Annotated in this window: 11 protein-coding genes; 5 read left to right on the top strand and 6 right to left on the bottom strand. The window is 65.9% G+C overall.

Features of this window, described 5'->3' with window-relative positions; translation table 11 throughout:
• Positions 1–94 precede the first annotated feature (94 nt).
• The 3 genes from AC5P9L_RS13070 to AC5P9L_RS13060 are packed head-to-tail and all read left to right on the top strand — an operon-like array spanning position 95 to position 7847.
• Positions 95–1246: an efflux RND transporter periplasmic adaptor subunit gene (locus AC5P9L_RS13070; protein ID WP_005413036.1), complete on the top strand. Its 1152-nt coding sequence runs from the start codon at positions 95–97 to the stop codon at positions 1244–1246.
• Entirely contained in the window at positions 1243–4764 is a 3522-nt protein-coding gene (locus AC5P9L_RS13065) for an efflux RND transporter permease subunit (RefSeq protein ID WP_423160138.1), read from the top strand. Before AC5P9L_RS13070 ends, AC5P9L_RS13065 begins: the two co-directional genes overlap by 4 nt.
• Positions 4761–7847, top strand: a complete 3087-nt coding sequence (locus AC5P9L_RS13060) for an efflux RND transporter permease subunit (protein WP_262101650.1) — start codon at positions 4761–4763, stop codon at positions 7845–7847. Before AC5P9L_RS13065 ends, AC5P9L_RS13060 begins: the two co-directional genes overlap by 4 nt.
• A gap of 140 nt (positions 7848–7987) precedes the next feature.
• On the opposite strand, the gene AC5P9L_RS13055 is transcribed toward AC5P9L_RS13060, so the two are convergent.
• The 6 genes from AC5P9L_RS13055 to ykgO all read right to left on the bottom strand — a co-directional run bounded on the left by AC5P9L_RS13055 (position 7988) and on the right by ykgO (position 12485).
• Positions 7988–9208, bottom strand: coding sequence for a TraB/GumN family protein (locus AC5P9L_RS13055; RefSeq protein WP_005409278.1), 1221 nt, complete (start codon positions 9206–9208; stop codon positions 7988–7990).
• Positions 9209–9212: 4 nt separating this feature from the next.
• Positions 9213–9743 carry a GNAT family N-acetyltransferase gene (locus AC5P9L_RS13050; protein ID WP_005409279.1) on the bottom strand — a complete coding sequence of 177 codons (531 nt, stop codon included), beginning with the start codon at positions 9741–9743 and terminating at the stop codon, positions 9213–9215.
• Positions 9744–9757: 14 nt separating this feature from the next.
• Positions 9758–10645, bottom strand: a complete 888-nt coding sequence (locus AC5P9L_RS13045; protein WP_005409280.1) for a carbon-nitrogen hydrolase — start codon at positions 10643–10645, stop codon at positions 9758–9760.
• Between the two features lie 161 nt (positions 10646–10806).
• Positions 10807–11844 carry an agmatine deiminase family protein gene (locus AC5P9L_RS13040; RefSeq protein WP_033834906.1) on the bottom strand — a complete coding sequence of 346 codons (1038 nt, stop codon included), beginning with the start codon at positions 11842–11844 and terminating at the stop codon, positions 10807–10809.
• A gap of 39 nt (positions 11845–11883) precedes the next feature.
• On the bottom strand, positions 11884–12183 hold the full coding sequence (locus AC5P9L_RS13035) for a hypothetical protein (protein WP_227837998.1): 300 nt from the start codon (positions 12181–12183) through the stop codon (positions 11884–11886).
• A gap of 176 nt (positions 12184–12359) precedes the next feature.
• Entirely contained in the window at positions 12360–12485 is a 126-nt protein-coding gene (ykgO, locus tag AC5P9L_RS13030) for a type B 50S ribosomal protein L36 (RefSeq protein ID WP_005409283.1), read from the bottom strand.
• A gap of 197 nt (positions 12486–12682) precedes the next feature.
• Between ykgO and cmk the strand changes: the two genes are divergently transcribed.
• Positions 12683–13360 (top strand): (d)CMP kinase, encoded by a 678-nt coding sequence (cmk, locus tag AC5P9L_RS13025; protein WP_005409284.1) that lies wholly within the window; start codon positions 12683–12685, stop codon positions 13358–13360.
• 198 nt (positions 13361–13558) lie between these two features.
• Positions 13559–15244 (top strand): 30S ribosomal protein S1, encoded by a 1686-nt coding sequence (gene rpsA / locus AC5P9L_RS13020; protein WP_005409285.1) that lies wholly within the window; start codon positions 13559–13561, stop codon positions 15242–15244.
• Positions 15245–15252: the final 8 nt, after the last annotated feature.

Here is a 15252-nt window from a genome sequence, read left to right as displayed (position 1 = left end):
TGAAGACACCATGACCTTTGGGATATGGTGTTGCCGTGAAGTGGTGCATTACTTTGCTACCACACCTGTCCACGCATCCTCCAGGGACCTGACGATGTCGCACCCAACCTTCCCGTCCGGCCGTCGCAGCGGAATCTGCGCTGCCGCACTGCTGATCTCCACCTCCCTGCTGCTGGGCGGTTGCGCCGCAGGGCCCAATTCCGAAGCCAAGGCCGCCGAGACCAAGGAGGAGAAGAAGGTCGATGCGGTCCCGGTCGAAGTGGCCGTGGCCAGCCATCGCGCGGTCGCGGCCAGTTACACAGGCACCGCCGCGCTGGAACCGCGCGCCGAGTCGCAGGTGGTGGCCAAGACCTCCGGTGTGGCGCTGGCGGTGCTGGTCGAGGAAGGCCAGCGGGTCACCGCCGGCCAGCCGCTGGTGCGCCTGGACCCGGACCGCGCACGCCTGGCCGTAGCCCAGAGCGAAGCGCAGATGCGCAAGCTGGAAAACAACTACCAGCGTGCACAGAAACTGGTTGGCCAGCAGATGGTCAGTGCTGCAGATGTCGACCAGCTGCGCTTTGATCTGGAAAACGTCCGTGCGCAGTACCGTCTGGCGACGCTGGAGCTGTCCTACACCACCGTCGTGGCGCCGATTTCCGGCGTGATCGCATCGCGCTCGATCAAGACCGGCAACTTCGTGCAGATCAACACGCCGATCTTCCGCATCGTCGACAACTCGCGCCTGGAAGCCACCCTCAACGTGCCCGAACGCGAGCTGGCCACGCTGCGTGCCGGCCAGCCGGTGACGTTGGCCGCCGATGCGCTGCCGGGCCAGAGCTTCACCGGCACCGTCGATCGCATCGCGCCGGTGGTGGATTCGGGCAGCGGCACGTTTCGCGTGGTCAGCGCCTTCGATGGCGCCGCGCACGCGCTGCAGCCCGGCATGTTCGGGCGCATCCGCATCGATTATGACCAGCGTGCCGATGCGCTCGTGGTGCCGCGCCTGGCGCTGCTCGACGACGGTGAGCCGGCGGTGTTCCGGGTGCGCGAAGGCAAGGTCGCACGCGTTCCGGTCAAGCTGGGTTACGCCGAGGGCCCGTGGGTGGAGATCCGTGATGGACTGGCGGCCGGTGATCAGGTGGTCACCGCCGGCAAGGTCGCGCTGCGCGACGGTACCGCGGTGCAGGTGATCGCCGATCCGAAGGCAAAGGCGAAGACGGTCGCAGCGGCCGCCAAGCCGGCAGACAAGGCCGGGAGCAAGCAATGACCGCCCCGGGCCACGACCACGGTGCCTCGCCGGCGAGCGATGGCGCCGCCGCCGGCATGCGCGGCGGCCTGGTGGAATTCGCCACCCGCCGCCGCGTGACCATCGCCATGTGCACGGTCACCCTGCTGCTGTTCGGCCTGATCGCGCTGGGCAACCTCAAGGTCAACCTGTTGCCCGACCTGAGCTACCCGACGCTGACCGTGCGCACCGAGTACACCGGTTCGGCGCCGACCGAAATCGAAACCCTGATCACCCAGCCGGTCGAAGAGGCGGTCGGCGTGGTCAAGAACCTGCGCAAGCTGAAGTCGGTCTCGCGAACCGGCCAGAGCGACGTGGTGCTGGAGTTCGCCTGGGGCACCAACATGGACCAGGCCAGCCTGGAGGTGCGTGACAAGATGGAAGCGCTGAACCTGCCACTGGAGGCCAAGGCCCCGGTGCTGCTGCGCTTCAATCCGTCCACCGAGCCGATCATGCGCCTGGTGCTGTCGAACAAGGTGGCGCCGACCAGCGATGCCGATGCGGTCCGCGAGCTGACCGGCCTGCGCCGCTATGCCGATGAAGACCTGAAGAAGAAGCTGGAGCCGGTTGCCGGCGTGGCAGCGGTCAAGGTCGGTGGCGGTCTGGAAGATGAGATCCAGGTCGACATCGACCAGCAGAAGCTGGCCCAGCTGAACCTGCCGATCGACACCGTCATCAAGCGCCTGAAGGACGAGAACATCAACATCTCCGGCGGTCGCCTGGAGGAGGGGTCGCAGCGCTTCCTGGTGCGCACCGTCAACCAGTTCGCCGACCTGGAGGAGATCCGCAACCTGCTGGTCACCACCCAAGCGTCGAACGGTAGCGCGGCCGACTCGGCGTTGCAGCAGATGTTCAACATCGCCGCGTCGACCGGTTCGGCGGCAGCCATCGCGGCGGCTTCGGCGGCGCAGAGCGCATCGTCCGGTGCTGGCTCCAGCGTGGTCGCCAACGGTGTACCGGTGCGCCTGAAGGACGTGGCCACCGTGCGCCAGGGCTACAAGGAGCGCGAAGCGGTGATCCGCCTGGGCGGCAAGGAATCGGTCGAACTGGCGATCTACAAGGAAGGCGACGCCAATACCGTGTCCACCGCCGAAGCGCTGCGCAAGCGCCTGGAACAGATCAAGGGCACGTTCCCGTCCGACGTCGAGATGACCACCATCGAGGACCAGTCGCGCTTCATCGAGCACGCCATCGCCGACGTCAAGAAGGATGCGGTGATCGGTGGCCTGCTGGCGATCCTGATCATCTTCCTGTTCCTGCGTGATGGCTGGAGCACGTTCGTGATCAGCCTGTCCTTGCCGGTCTCGATCATCGCCACGTTCTTCTTCATGGGCCAGCTCGGCCTAAGCTTGAACGTGATGTCGCTGGGCGGCCTGGCATTGGCCACCGGCCTGGTGGTGGACGACTCGATCGTGGTGCTGGAGAGCATTGCCAAGGCCCGCGAGCGTGGCCTGGGCATCCTGCAGGCAGCGATCGTCGGTACCCGCGAAGTGAGCATGGCGGTGGTTGCCTCGACCCTGACCACCATCGCCGTGTTCCTGCCGCTGGTGTTCGTAGATGGCATCGCCGGCCAGCTGTTCCGCGACCAGGCATTGACCGTGGCGATCGCCATCGCGATCTCGCTGCTGGTGTCGATGACGCTGATTCCGATGCTGAGCTCGCTGAAGGGCCGGCCGCCGCTGGCATTCCCGGAAGAGGCGCCGAACGAACCGTGGCAGCCGCAGAACCGCTGGCAGAAGCCGGTGGCGCTGGGCCGTCGTGGTGCCGTCGCAACCGCGCGCTGGAGCTTCTATGCGCTGGCCTGGCTGGTCGTACGTGCGTGGCGGGGCGTCGTGGCAGTGGTCGGCCCGGTGATGCGCAAGGCCAGCGACCTGGCAATGAAGCCCTACGCCGGTGCCGAGCGCGGCTATCTGCGCCTGTTGCCGAGCGCGCTGGCCCATCCGGGCAAGGTGCTCGGCGTGGCCACGATCATCTTCGTGGCGACCATGGCGCTGGTGCCGATGCTCGGTGCCGACCTGATCCCGCAGCTGGCGCAGGACCGTTTCGAGATGACGGTGAAGCTGCCGGCCGGCACACCGCTCAAGCAGACCGATGCGCTGGTGCGTGAGCTGCAGCTGGCGCATGGCAAGGGTGAAGGCGTGGCCTCGCTGTACGGCGTCAGTGGCAGCGGCACCCGCCTGGATGCCAGCCCGACCGAGAGCGGCGAGAACATCGGCAAGCTGACCGTAGTGATGGAAGGCGGTGGCAATGCACGCACTGAAGCCGAGATCACCGAGCGCCTGCGCGACAGCATGGGCCAGCATCCGGGGGCACAGGTCGACTTCGCGCGGCCGGCGTTGTTCAGCTTCTCCACGCCGCTGGAAATCGAGCTGCGCGGGCAGGACATGGCGACGTTGGAAGTGGCTGGCCAGCGCCTGGCGGCGATGCTGCGTGGCAATGCGCACTACGCCGACGTGAAGTCCACGGTGGAAGAGGGCTTCCCGGAAATCCAGATCCGCTTCGACCAGGAACGTGCCGGTGCGCTGGGCCTGACCACCCGCCAGATCGCCGACGTGGTGGTGAAGAAGGTGCGCGGCGACGTGGCCACCCGCTACAGCTTCCGCGACCGCAAGATCGACGTGCTGGTGCGTGCCCAGGAAGGCGACCGCGCCAGCGTGGAGAGCATCCGCCGGTTGATCGTCAATCCGGGCAGCACCCGGCCGGTCACGCTGGATGCGGTGGCCGACGTGGTTGCCACCACCGGCCCCAGCGAGATCCATCGCGCCGACCAGACCCGCGTTGCGGTGGTCTCGGCCAACCTGCGCGACATCGACCTCGGCGCGGCCATGCGCGAAGTGCAGCAGATGGTGGCCGAACAGCCGCTGGGCGCGGGTGTCGGCCTGCACATCGGTGGCCAGGGCGAGGAACTGGCGCAGGCGGCGAAGTCGCTGATCTTCGCCTTCGGCCTGGCGATCTTCCTGGTCTACCTGGTGATGGCCTCGCAGTTCGAATCGCTGCTGCATCCGTTCGTGATCCTGTTCACCATCCCGCTGGCGCTGGTCGGCGCGATCCTGGCACTGATGCTGACCGGCAAGCCCATCTCGGTGGTGGTGTTCATCGGCCTGATCCTGCTGGTCGGCCTGGTCACCAAGAACGCGATCATCCTGATCGACAAGGTCAACCAGCTGCGCGAGGCCGGCGTGGCCAAGCACGAGGCCCTGGTGGAAGGTGCACGTTCGCGCCTGCGGCCGATCATCATGACCACGCTGTGCACGCTGTTCGGCTTCCTGCCGCTGGCGGTGGCGATGGGCGAGGGCGCCGAAGTACGCGCGCCGATGGCGATCACCGTGATCGGTGGCCTGCTGGTGTCGACCCTGCTGACCCTGCTGGTGATCCCGGTGGTCTACGACCTGATGGACCGCCGTGGTGACGCCTACTACCGCGAGCGTGGCCGCAAGCACGCCGGCGAGATCGAGCCGGGCGCAGCAGGCAGCGCGGCGGGTGCGGAGGAGCCGGCATGAGTGTTGCCGAGTTCTCCATCCGCCGCCCGGTCACCACCATCATGTGCTTCGTGTCACTGGTGGTGATCGGCCTGATCGCCTCGTTCCGGTTGCCGCTGGAAGCGTTGCCGGACATTTCCGCGCCCTTCCTGTTCGTGCAGATTCCGTACACCGGTTCAACCCCGGAGGAAGTGGAGCGGACCATCATCCGCCCGGTGGAGGAATCGCTGGCGACGATGACCGGCATCAAGCGCATGCGCTCGTCGGCCACCTCCGAGGCGGCGCTGATCTTCATCGAGTTCAGCGACTGGGACCGCGACATCGCCATCGCCGCCTCCGATGCACGCGAACGCATCGATGCGATCCGCAGCGATCTGCCCGACGACCTGCAGCGCTACAACGTGTTCAAGTGGTCCAGCAGCGACCAGCCGGTGCTGAAGGTGCGCCTGGCCAGCACCAGCGACCTGACCACTGCTTACGACATGCTCGACCGCGAGTTCAAGCGGCGCATCGAGCGTATCCCCGGCGTGGCCCGCGTCGACATCACCGGCGCGCCGCCGAACGAGGTGGAGATCGCCATTGATCCGAACCGGCTCAACGCGCATGGGCTGAGCATCAACGAACTGAGTGACCGCCTGCGCACGCTGAACTTCTCGATCTCGGCCGGGCAGATCGACGACAACGGCCAGCGCGTGCGCGTGCAGCCGGTGGGCGAGATCACCGACCTGCAGGAAATGCGCGACCTGGTGATCAACGCCAAGGGCCTGCGCCTGGGCGACATCGCCGACGTGCGCCTGAAGCCGGCGCGGATGAACTACGGGCGCCGCCTGGACGGCAACCCGGCGGTCGGGCTGGATATCTTCAAGGAGCGCAGTGCCAACCTGGTGGAGGTGTCGCGCGCGGCGCTGGCCGAGGTTGAAGCGATCCGTGCCGAAGCGTCGATGCGCGACGTGCAGATCAAGGTGATCGACAACCAGGGCAAGGCGGTGACCTCCTCGCTGCTGGAACTGGCCGAGGCCGGTGCGGTCGGCCTGATCCTGTCGATCACGGTGCTGTTCTTCTTCCTGCGCCATTGGCCGTCCACGCTGATGGTGACCCTGGCCATTCCGATCTGCTTCACCATCACCCTGGGTTTCATGTACTTCGTCGGGGTGACGCTGAACATCCTGACCATGATGGGCCTGCTGTTGGCGGTGGGCATGCTGGTCGACAACGCCGTGGTGGTGGTGGAGAGCATCTACCAGGAGCGCGAGCGCATGCCGGGACAGCCGCGTCTGGCCTCGATCATCGGCACCCGCAACGTGGCCATCGCGCTCAGCGCTGGCACCTTGTGCCATTGCATCGTGTTCGTGCCGAACCTGTTTGGCGAGACCAACAACATCAGCATCTTCATGGCGCAGATCGCGATCACCATCTCGGTCTCGCTGCTGGCCTCGTGGCTGGTCGCGGTCAGCCTGATCCCGATGCTGTCCGCGCGCATGGCCACGCCCAAGCTGGTGCACTCGCAGACCGGCCTGATCGCGCGGCTGCAACGCCGCTACGCCAGGCTGCTGGACTGGTCGCTGCACCATCGCGGCTGGAGCCTGCTCGGCATCGTGCTGGTGGTGCTGGTCAGCCTGGTGCCGATGAAGCTGACCAAGGTCGACATGTTCGGTGGGGATGGCGGTAAGGACATCTTCATCGGCTACATGTGGAAGGGCGCCTACACCTATCGGCAGATGTCCGAGGAAGTGGCGCGCGTTGAGAACTGGATCGACGCCAACCGCGAGCGCCTGCACGTCAAGCAGGTGTACTCCTGGTACAGCGAGCAGGAAGGCAGCTCGACCGTGGTCACCCTGGACGAGAAGTACGCCAAGGACATCAAGGCGCTGCAGGAAGAGCTGCGCAAGGGCCTGCCGAAGTCGGCCCGCACCGACTACTTCGTTGGCAACCAGGGCGGTGATGGCGGCGGTGGCGGCAACCAGGGCGTGCAGGTGCAGCTGGTGGGCGACTCCAGTTCGATGCTGCAGGAGATCGGTCAGGAAGTGGTGCCGCTGCTGGCCCAGCGTGCCGAGCTGCGCGACGTGCGCATCGACAACGGCGAGAAGGGCGGCGAGCTGAAGGTGCGCGTCGACCGCGAGCGTGCCGCCGCATTCGGCTTCAATGCCGAGCAGGTCGCCAGCTTCGTCGGCCTGGCCCTGCGCGGTGCGCCGATGCGCGAGTTCCGCCGCGGCGACAATGAAGTACCGGTATGGGTGCGCTTCGCTGGCGCCGAGCAGAGCAGCCCGGAAGACCTGGCCGGCTTCAGCGTGCGCACCGGCGACGGTCGCAGCGTGCCACTGCTGAGCCTGGTCACCGTTGACGTCGGTTCATCGGCGACCCAGATCGGTCGCACCAACCGCCAGACCACGCTGACCATCAAGGCCAACCTGGCCGAGAAGGTCACCGCGCCGGATGGCCGCAAGGCGATGGAGTCCGTGCTCAAGCCGATGAATTTCCCGGCCGGCTATGGCTTCACCTTCGATGGCGGCGACTACGGCAACGACGACGAAGCGATGCAGCAGATGGTGTTCAACCTGCTGATCGCGCTGGTGATGATCTACGTGGTGATGGCGGCGGTGTTCGAGTCGCTGCTGTTCCCGGCGGCGATCATGAGCGGCGTGCTGTTCTCGATCTTCGGCGTGTTCTGGCTGTTCTGGATCACCGGTACCTCGTTCGGGATCATGTCCTTCATCGGCATCCTGGTGCTGATGGGCGTGGTGGTGAACAACGGCATCGTGATGATCGAGCACATCAACAACCTGCGGCGCGGCGGCATGGGACGCACGCAGGCGCTGGTGGAGGGTTCACGCGAGCGATTGCGCCCGATCATGATGACCATGGGCACGGCGATCCTGGCGATGGTGCCGATCTCGCTGACCAATACGCAGATGTTCGGCAACGGCCCGGAGTACGCGCCGATGGCGCGCGCGATTGCCGGCGGCCTGGCGTTCTCCACGGTGGTCAGCCTGCTGTTCCTGCCGACCATCTATGCGGTGCTGGATGACCTGCGCAATGCCGTGACGCGGTTGATCCGCCGCGCGCGTGGAGTGGAAGTGGTAGAGCCGGGCGCTGCCCGGCTGTAATGCACATCAACGTGTTGTGGTGTGGGGGAGGCCGGTCGTAGTGGGGCGGCCTCCCCCTTTTTTTGCCGGGCATGGCGTGCCAACCAAGGTTGGCACCTACCAGAGCGCAGTCGAGCTTGGCTCGACGCTACACGGAACAATCAACCCGCCACCTTGCCCCACACCTTGAACGTGGTCAGCCACAGGCCGAGCATGCTGCCGATGTTGGTCAGCATGAAGGTGAGCACCACGCGCGTGACCCGATTGCGGTACCAGCCCTTCAGGCTCTGCGCGTCGTCGCGCAGCTTCAGGAAGTCCTCGTACGCCGGCTTGCGCAGGCGCGCTTCCACCAGCGCCGAGAACGCGCCGGTCGGGATGCTCAGGCGGAACGGCTTGAACGGGGCCACCGCGATCGCGGTGAGGATGCTCAGCGGGTGACCGCCTGCCAGCAGGCAGCCCAGGCCCGCCAGGCCGCCGGTATACATCGCCCAGGTCGCCAGCAGTTCGGTGCCCACGCCCAGACCACCGCGGTAGAAGCCCACGCCGATGCCGGTCGCCACGATGGCCAGGATGCCCAGCGTGAACCACGGAATGTTGCGCTTCTTCGGCACCGCCTCCAGCTCGGCGCGCAGCGGTGCAGGTGCCTCGGTGTCGGTTTCCAGGTAACGCGCCAGGCCTGCCAGGTGACCCGCACCGACAACCGCCAGCACTTCACGCTGCTGCGGGTTGTGTTCTTCGCGCAGGCGCGTGGCCATGTAGCGGTCGCGCTCGCCGATGATGGTCTCGTACAGTGCCGGGCTCTCGCTGGCGAACTCGCCGAAGCTCGATTCCAGCATGTCGCCCTGCTTGAGCTTCTCGATCTCGTTCTCGCCCACCTCCTCGGACGAGAACAGACCGGCGCCGAGACCGGCAACCAGCTTCAGCTTGCCGAAGAAGCCCAACCGCTGCGAGGCGCGGCGGAAGGTCAGGCCGACCTCGCGGTCGATCAGGTGCACCGGCAGGTCGCGTTCGCGCGCCAGTTCCACCGCGCGTTTCAGTTCCGCGCCCGGCTCGATGTCCAGCTGTTCGGCCAGGCGACGCTGGTAGGCGGACAGGGCCAGGTTGGCGGCGAACAGGGCGACGCGGCCCTTGCGGATCACCTCGACCAGGTCGAGCTTGGCCAGCGTGTCCGGGTCGCTCAGCGCCTGCAGGCGCTGCGGGTCCAGTTCAACGGCAACGGCATCGAAGCGGCCGCTGTCGATGGCCTTTTCCACCGCCTCGACGCTGGCGCGTGAGACATGGGCGGTACCCAGCAGGGTGTAGCGCACGCCGTCGCGTTCAACAACGCGTACCGGCTGGCCGGCGAACAGGTCGTCGCCGGTCTCGGGAAGGGTTTCGGTCATGGGTTCATTCATTGGAAGGTGCAGTGTCGGCGCCATCGCCGAGCGCGCGCTGCATCTGCACGGTATCCAGCCAGCGGCCATGCTTGCGGCCGAGGCCACGGAACACGCCGACCAGCTCGAAGCCGAAGCGTTCGTGCAGCTTGATTGAAGCGGTATTGGTCGGTTCGCCGATCACCGCCACCATCTGCCGGTAGCCACGCGCCACGCAGGCGTCGATCAACGCCTGCAGCAGGCCGGTGCCAACGCCCTTGCCCTGGAACGCGGCATCGACGTAGACCGAGTTTTCCACGGTCCACTGGTAGGCAACGCGGGTGCGGTAGGTGTTGGCGTAGGCATAGCCGGCCACCTGGCCGTCAATCTCGGCGACCAGGTAGGGGAAGCCGCGGTCGATGATGTCGCGCATGCGGCGAAGCATCTCGGACGCGTCCGGGATGTCGTACTCGTAAGTGTTGACGAAGTCGGTCACTTCCACCGCGTAGATCGCGGTGATCGCGGCGATGTCGGCCGGGCCGGCATCACGGATGAGGACGGCCATGCGCGGGCTCCGGCTCAGTCGATGTAGCGCTTGAGCAGGTCGCCGTAGGCATCGATGCGGCGGTCGCGCAGGAACGGCCAGATGCGGCGCACATGCTCGCTGCGCTGCAGGTCGACATCGCACAGCAGAACCGTGGCATCGGTGCCGGCTTCGGCCAGGAACTCGCCCTGCGGGCCCAGCACGTGGCTGTTGCCCCAGAACTGGATGCCGGAGGCGCCCAGCGGCGAGGCCTCGTGGCCGACGCGGTTGCAGCTCAGCACCGGCAGGCCGTTGGCCACGGCGTGGCCACGGTGGCTCAGCACCCAGGCGTCGCGCTGGCGGGTCTTCTCGTCCTGCACGTCGTCCGGGTCCCAGCCGATCGCGGTCGGGTAGAGCAGCAGTTCGGCACCGGCCAGCGCCATCAGGCGCGCCGCTTCCGGGTACCACTGGTCCCAGCACACCAGCACGCCAAGGCGACCCACCGAGGTATCGATCGGCTTGAAGCCGATGTCGCCCGGGGTGAAGTAGAACTTCTCGTAGAAGCCCGGATCGTCCGGAATATGCATCTTGCGGTACTTGCCCAGCAGCGTACCGTCCTTTTCGAACACCACGGCGGTGTTGTGGTACAGGCCGGCAGCGCGGCGTTCGAACAGCGAGCCGACCAGCACCACGCCATGCTTCTTCGCCAGTGCGCCCAGGCGCTCGGTGCTGGGGCCCGGAATCGGCTCGGCCAGGTCGAATTCGTCCACCGATTCGTGCTGGCAGAAGTACGGACCGTTATGCAGTTCCTGCAGCAGCACCAGCTTGGCACCCTGCGCAGCCGCCTCGGCCACGCGTGCTTCGATCACCGCCAGGTTGGCGGCGGCATCACCGTGGTTGCGCTCCTGGATCAGGGCGACGGTAAGGGGGCTGCGCGAGTTCATGCGGGGCGTTCCTGCGGGGGAAAACCAGCATGTTAGCGCGGATGGACGGCGACGGCGTGTCGCGCGCTGAATGGGTGCGATCGGTAGTGCCGGCCGCGGGCCGGCAATCCCGTGGATCCATCAGGCAGTGCGGGGTTGCCGGCCAGCGGCCGGCACTACCGTCATGCCTTCAACAGCCCTTCCGGCAGCTGCATGGTGATGCAGTGCAGGCTGCCGTTCTGCCAGATCAGCGAGCGGCAGGGCACCTGCACGATCTCGCGGCCCGGGTGCGCCTGGGCCAGCACATCGCGGGCCAGGTCGTCGGCCGGGTCGCCATAGGCCGGCATCAGCACCGCACCATTGACGATCAGGTAGTTGGCGTATGACGCAGCCAGGCGGCGGCCTTCGTCGATCACCGGCTGTGCCCACGGCAGCGGGAACAGGCGGTACGGCTGGCCATCCTTGGTGCGCAGTGCGGCCAGCTCGTTGCCCATCGCCTGCAGTTCGGCGAAGTGCGAGTCGCTCTCGTCGTCACAGGCCTGGTAGACGATGCTGTCGGCCGAGGCGAAGCGGGCGAGGGTGTCGATGTGCGCGTCGGTGTCGTCGCCTTCCAGGTAGCCGTGGTCCAGCCACAGCACGCGGTCCTGCTGCAGCCAGTCGGCCAGGTCGGCACTCAGGCTGGCGCGGTCGCGGTCCGGATGGCGCTCGTGCAGGCACTTCCAGGTGGTCAGCAGGGTGCCTTCGCCATCGGTCTCGATGCCGCCACCTTCCAGCGCGAACGGGATGCTGCGCACCGGCGCGTCGTTGAACACGCCGGCCTGGTCCAGCACGCCCACCAGCTGGTCATCCAGGGTGGCGTCGAACTTGCCGCCCCAACCGGTGAAGCGGAAATCCAGCAGCTGGAAACCGCCGTCGGCACGGCGCAGGGTGATCGGGCCGGAGTCGCGCAGCCAGGTATCGTCGTAGGCGGCCGTGGTGAAGTGGACCTTGTCCATGTCGATGCGGTTGGAGCGCAGCCGCATTTCGGCATAGGTCTCCACATCGTCGTCGGCCACGCAGATCAGCACCGGCTGGAAGCGGGTGATGGCCGCGACCAGGGCGATGTAGGTCTCTTCCACCTGGCCCAGGCGGTCGGCCCAGTCGGTGTCGGCGGTGGGCCAGGCAATCAGGACGCCGCTCTGGGCTTCCCACTCGGCAGGAAAACGAAGGGTCTGGTTCATGGTCTCGCTACACAGGCCCGCCCACGGCGGGTAAAGGGATCAACGGATCGGCGGTTTCGGGCCGATTTCGTTCGGGTCCGCCTGGTTGGCCACCACGTCGATCACCTTCTGCTTCTCGAAGTAGACGGTGAACTGCGGGTACACCCAGCGGTTGATGGTCGGCCATTGCCGCTTCTGCCCGCCACGCGGCTGCAGCTGTTCGCTCGGCGCGCCGAACTGCGCCTGTACCTGCTGCATGCTCTGGCCGCGCACGGGCAGGGCACCGGCCGGCTTCTCGCGGGCGCGGTCGACAAGCAGGGTATCGGCCAGCGCCGGTGTGGCGGCGGCCAGGGTGGCCATCACGGCCAGGGCGGACAGGTAACGCTTCATCTCGATCTACTCCCCAGTGGTCAAGAAAGGCGATTACAGCAAAATCAGCAGGAAAAAGCCGCATAAACAAAAAACCGCCCGAAGGCGGTTTCTTGCATCGGGTCGGCCCCGCGTAGGGCCAGCCGCAGCCGTGAAGGCTGTTGGGCTTAGCGCTGACGCGCCTTGAAACGCGGGTTCGACTTGCAGATGACGAAGATCTTGCCGCGACGACGGACGACCTTGCAGTCGCGGTGACGGGCCTTCGCCGACTTCAGGGAGGACAGGACTTTCATGGCATACCTCGGCGTAAACAGTAGTTGTTCGGGTGGAGCGTGGCCGCGATATGCGAAAGACAATCGGCAGTTGACGCTCGTTCAAGCCCGCCATTCTACCGGGCTTTTCCTCGTGGTTTCAAGTGGTTGCACAAAAGATCCCGCTGGGGGTGTCTGGCAGGGGCTAGAATGGCCCCTTCACACGCTCTGGGAACCCCATGAATCCACTCGCTCCCGTCCTGACCATCGACGGCCCTTCCGGGGCCGGCAAGGGTACCATCAGCCGCATCATCGCGCGCCGGATGGGCTGGCATTACCTGGATTCGGGTGCGCTGTACCGCGCGGTGGGCGTGGCCGCGAGCTGGGCCGACATCGACACCTCCGACGCCTCGGCGCTGGTGCGCTGCACCTTCGACACCCATGTTCAGTTTGTTGAACAGGGCGAGTCGATGCGGGTCATGGTCAACGGCACCGATGCCACCGACGAGCTGCGCCTGGAGACCACCGGCGCGCTGGCCTCTGCCATCGCCGCCATTCCCGAGGTGCGCGCCGCGCTGAAGGAGCGCCAGCGCGCATTCAGGGAGCTGCCCGGCCTGGTTGCCGACGGCCGCGACATGGGCACGGTGATCTTCAAGGACGCCCCCTACAAGGTCTTCCTGACCGCCAGTGCCGAGGAGCGCGCCGAGCGCCGGCATAAGCAGTTGAAAGACAAGGGGGTTTCTGTTAACTTTGATGACCTCCTGCGCGAGATCATGGCCCGCGACGCCCGTGATGCCCAGCGTACCGTGGCGCCCCTGAAGCCGGCAGACGATGCTGTCCTCATCGACACCACAGGCATCGGCATCGATGATGTCGTTGCCCGAGTGATGGATCTGCTTCCGGTTCCGGCTGCCTGATCCGTTCGCGCGGGAGCACTGCCAGCTGCATCGGTGGTGGTCGCGCAAAGCAGTGCTGTACCAGCTCCGTCGCGCAATGATGCGTGGCGGTTTTCCTACTACACACGACCTGCGTTTCCGGGGTCGACCAACAGGCGGGCGGTCGCCATTCCCCTGAAGGGGACGCCACCGACCCATGTGTCCAACAGAGTAAATCTAATGACCGAATCATTTGCCGAACTGTTTGAAGCCAGCCAGGCCAACCTGGCCAAGCTGAAGCCGGGCGCCATCGTCAGCGGTACCGTTGTTGAAGTCCGCGGCGACGTCGTGGTGATCAACGCTGGCCTGAAGTCCGAAGGCATCGTGCCGATCGAACAGTTCCGTAACGACGCTGGCGAAATCGACGTCGCCGAAGGCGACATCGTCAAGGTCGCCCTCGACTCGATCGAGAACGGCTTCGGCGAAACCGTCCTGTCGCGCGAGAAGGCCAAGCGCGCGATGGTGTGGGACGAGCTGGAAGAAGCGTTGGAAAAGAACGAAACCATCACCGGCCGCATCAGCGGCAAGGTCAAGGGTGGTTTCACCGTGGACATCAAGGATGTCCGCGCCTTCCTGCCGGGTTCCCTGGTCGATGTGCGCCCGGTGCGCGATCCGGCCTACCTGGAAGGCAAGGAACTCGAGTTCAAGCTCATCAAGCTGGACCGCAAGCGTAACAACGTCGTGGTCTCGCGCCGCGCTGTCGTCGAAAGCGAGCACTCGGAAGAGCGCGAGCAGCTGATGGACAAGCTGCAGGAAGGCGCGATCCTGAAGGGTGTCGTCAAGAACCTGACCGATTACGGCGCGTTCGTGGACCTGGGCGGCATCGACGGCCTGCTGCACATCACCGACATGGCGTGGAAGCGCGTGCGTCACCCGTCGGAAGTCGTGAACGTCGGCGACGAGCTGGACGTCCGCGTGCTGAAGTTCGACCGCGAGCGCAACCGCGTTTCGCTGGGCCTGAAGCAGCTGGGCGAGGATCCGTGGGACAACATCGGCCGTCGTTACCCGGCCAACAGCCGCGTCTTCGGCAAGGTCTCCAACGTCACCGATTACGGTGCGTTCGTTGAGATCGAGCCGGGCGTCGAAGGCCTGGTGCACGTCTCCGAGATGGATTGGACCAACAAGAACGTCAACCCGTCCAAGGTTGTGCAGGTTGGTGACGAAGTCGAAGTGATGGTGCTGGACGTCGATGAAGAGCGTCGCCGTATCTCGTTGGGCATGAAGCAGGTTGCCGCCAATCCGTGGGAAACCTTCGCTGCCACCCACAAGAAGGGTGACAAGGTGTCGGGCCAGATCAAGTCGATCACCGACTTCGGCATCTTCATCGGCCTGGACGGCGGCATCGACGGCCTGGTCCACCTGTCCGACATCAGCTGGAACACCACCGGCGAAGACGTTGTTCGCAACTTCAAGAAGGGCGATACCCTGGACGCCGTCGTCCTGGCTGTTGACCCGGAGCGCGAGCGCATCTCCCTGGGCGTGAAGCAGCTGGAGCAGGATCCGTTCGGCCAGTACATGGCTGCCAATCCGAAGGGCTCCAAGGTCGAAGGCGTGGTGAAGGAAGTCGACGCCAAGGGCGCGATCATCGAGCTGGCTGACGGCATCGAGGGTTACGTTTCGGCTCGCGACATCGCCAACGAGCGCGTTGACGACGCCACCCAGCACCTGAAGGTCGGCGACAAGATCGAAGCCAAGTTCGTGGGCATGGACCGCAAGGGCCGCACCCTGCAGCTGTCGATCAAGGCCAAGGACGACGCGGAAATGCGCGAAGTGCTGGAGGAATACCAGTCCTCTTCGGCTTCCAGCGGCACCACCCAGCTGGGCGCGCTGCTGCGTGCACAGCTGAACGGCAACAAGTCCGAGTAATCGGCCTT

The organism is Stenotrophomonas sp. YJH_SMC_64 (assembly GCF_059371375.1).
Note: the sequence above shows the minus strand (reverse complement) of the source record. Positions and strands in the feature narration are given on the sequence as shown.

Bases quoted from the DNA above. Each gene is read 5' to 3' on its own strand.
- AC5P9L_RS13070 (WP_005413036.1), top strand. From the start codon at position 95: ATGTCGCACCCAACCTTCCCGTCCGGCCGTCGCAGCGGAATCTGCGCT.
- AC5P9L_RS13065 (WP_423160138.1), top strand. From the start codon at position 1,243: ATGACCGCCCCGGGCCACGACCACGGTGCCTCGCCGGCGAGCGATGGC.
- AC5P9L_RS13060 (WP_262101650.1), top strand. From the start codon at position 4,761: ATGAGTGTTGCCGAGTTCTCCATCCGCCGCCCGGTCACCACCATCATG.
- AC5P9L_RS13055 (WP_005409278.1), bottom strand. From the start codon at position 9,208: ATGACCGAAACCCTTCCCGAGACCGGCGACGACCTGTTCGCCGGCCAG.
- AC5P9L_RS13050 (WP_005409279.1), bottom strand. From the start codon at position 9,743: ATGGCCGTCCTCATCCGTGATGCCGGCCCGGCCGACATCGCCGCGATC.
- AC5P9L_RS13045 (WP_005409280.1), bottom strand. From the start codon at position 10,645: ATGAACTCGCGCAGCCCCCTTACCGTCGCCCTGATCCAGGAGCGCAAC.
- AC5P9L_RS13040 (WP_033834906.1), bottom strand. From the start codon at position 11,844: ATGAACCAGACCCTTCGTTTTCCTGCCGAGTGGGAAGCCCAGAGCGGC.
- AC5P9L_RS13035 (WP_227837998.1), bottom strand. From the start codon at position 12,183: ATGGCCACCCTGGCCGCCGCCACACCGGCGCTGGCCGATACCCTGCTT.
- ykgO (WP_005409283.1), bottom strand. From the start codon at position 12,485: ATGAAAGTCCTGTCCTCCCTGAAGTCGGCGAAGGCCCGTCACCGCGAC.
- cmk (WP_005409284.1), top strand. From the start codon at position 12,683: ATGAATCCACTCGCTCCCGTCCTGACCATCGACGGCCCTTCCGGGGCC.
- rpsA (WP_005409285.1), top strand. From the start codon at position 13,559: ATGACCGAATCATTTGCCGAACTGTTTGAAGCCAGCCAGGCCAACCTG.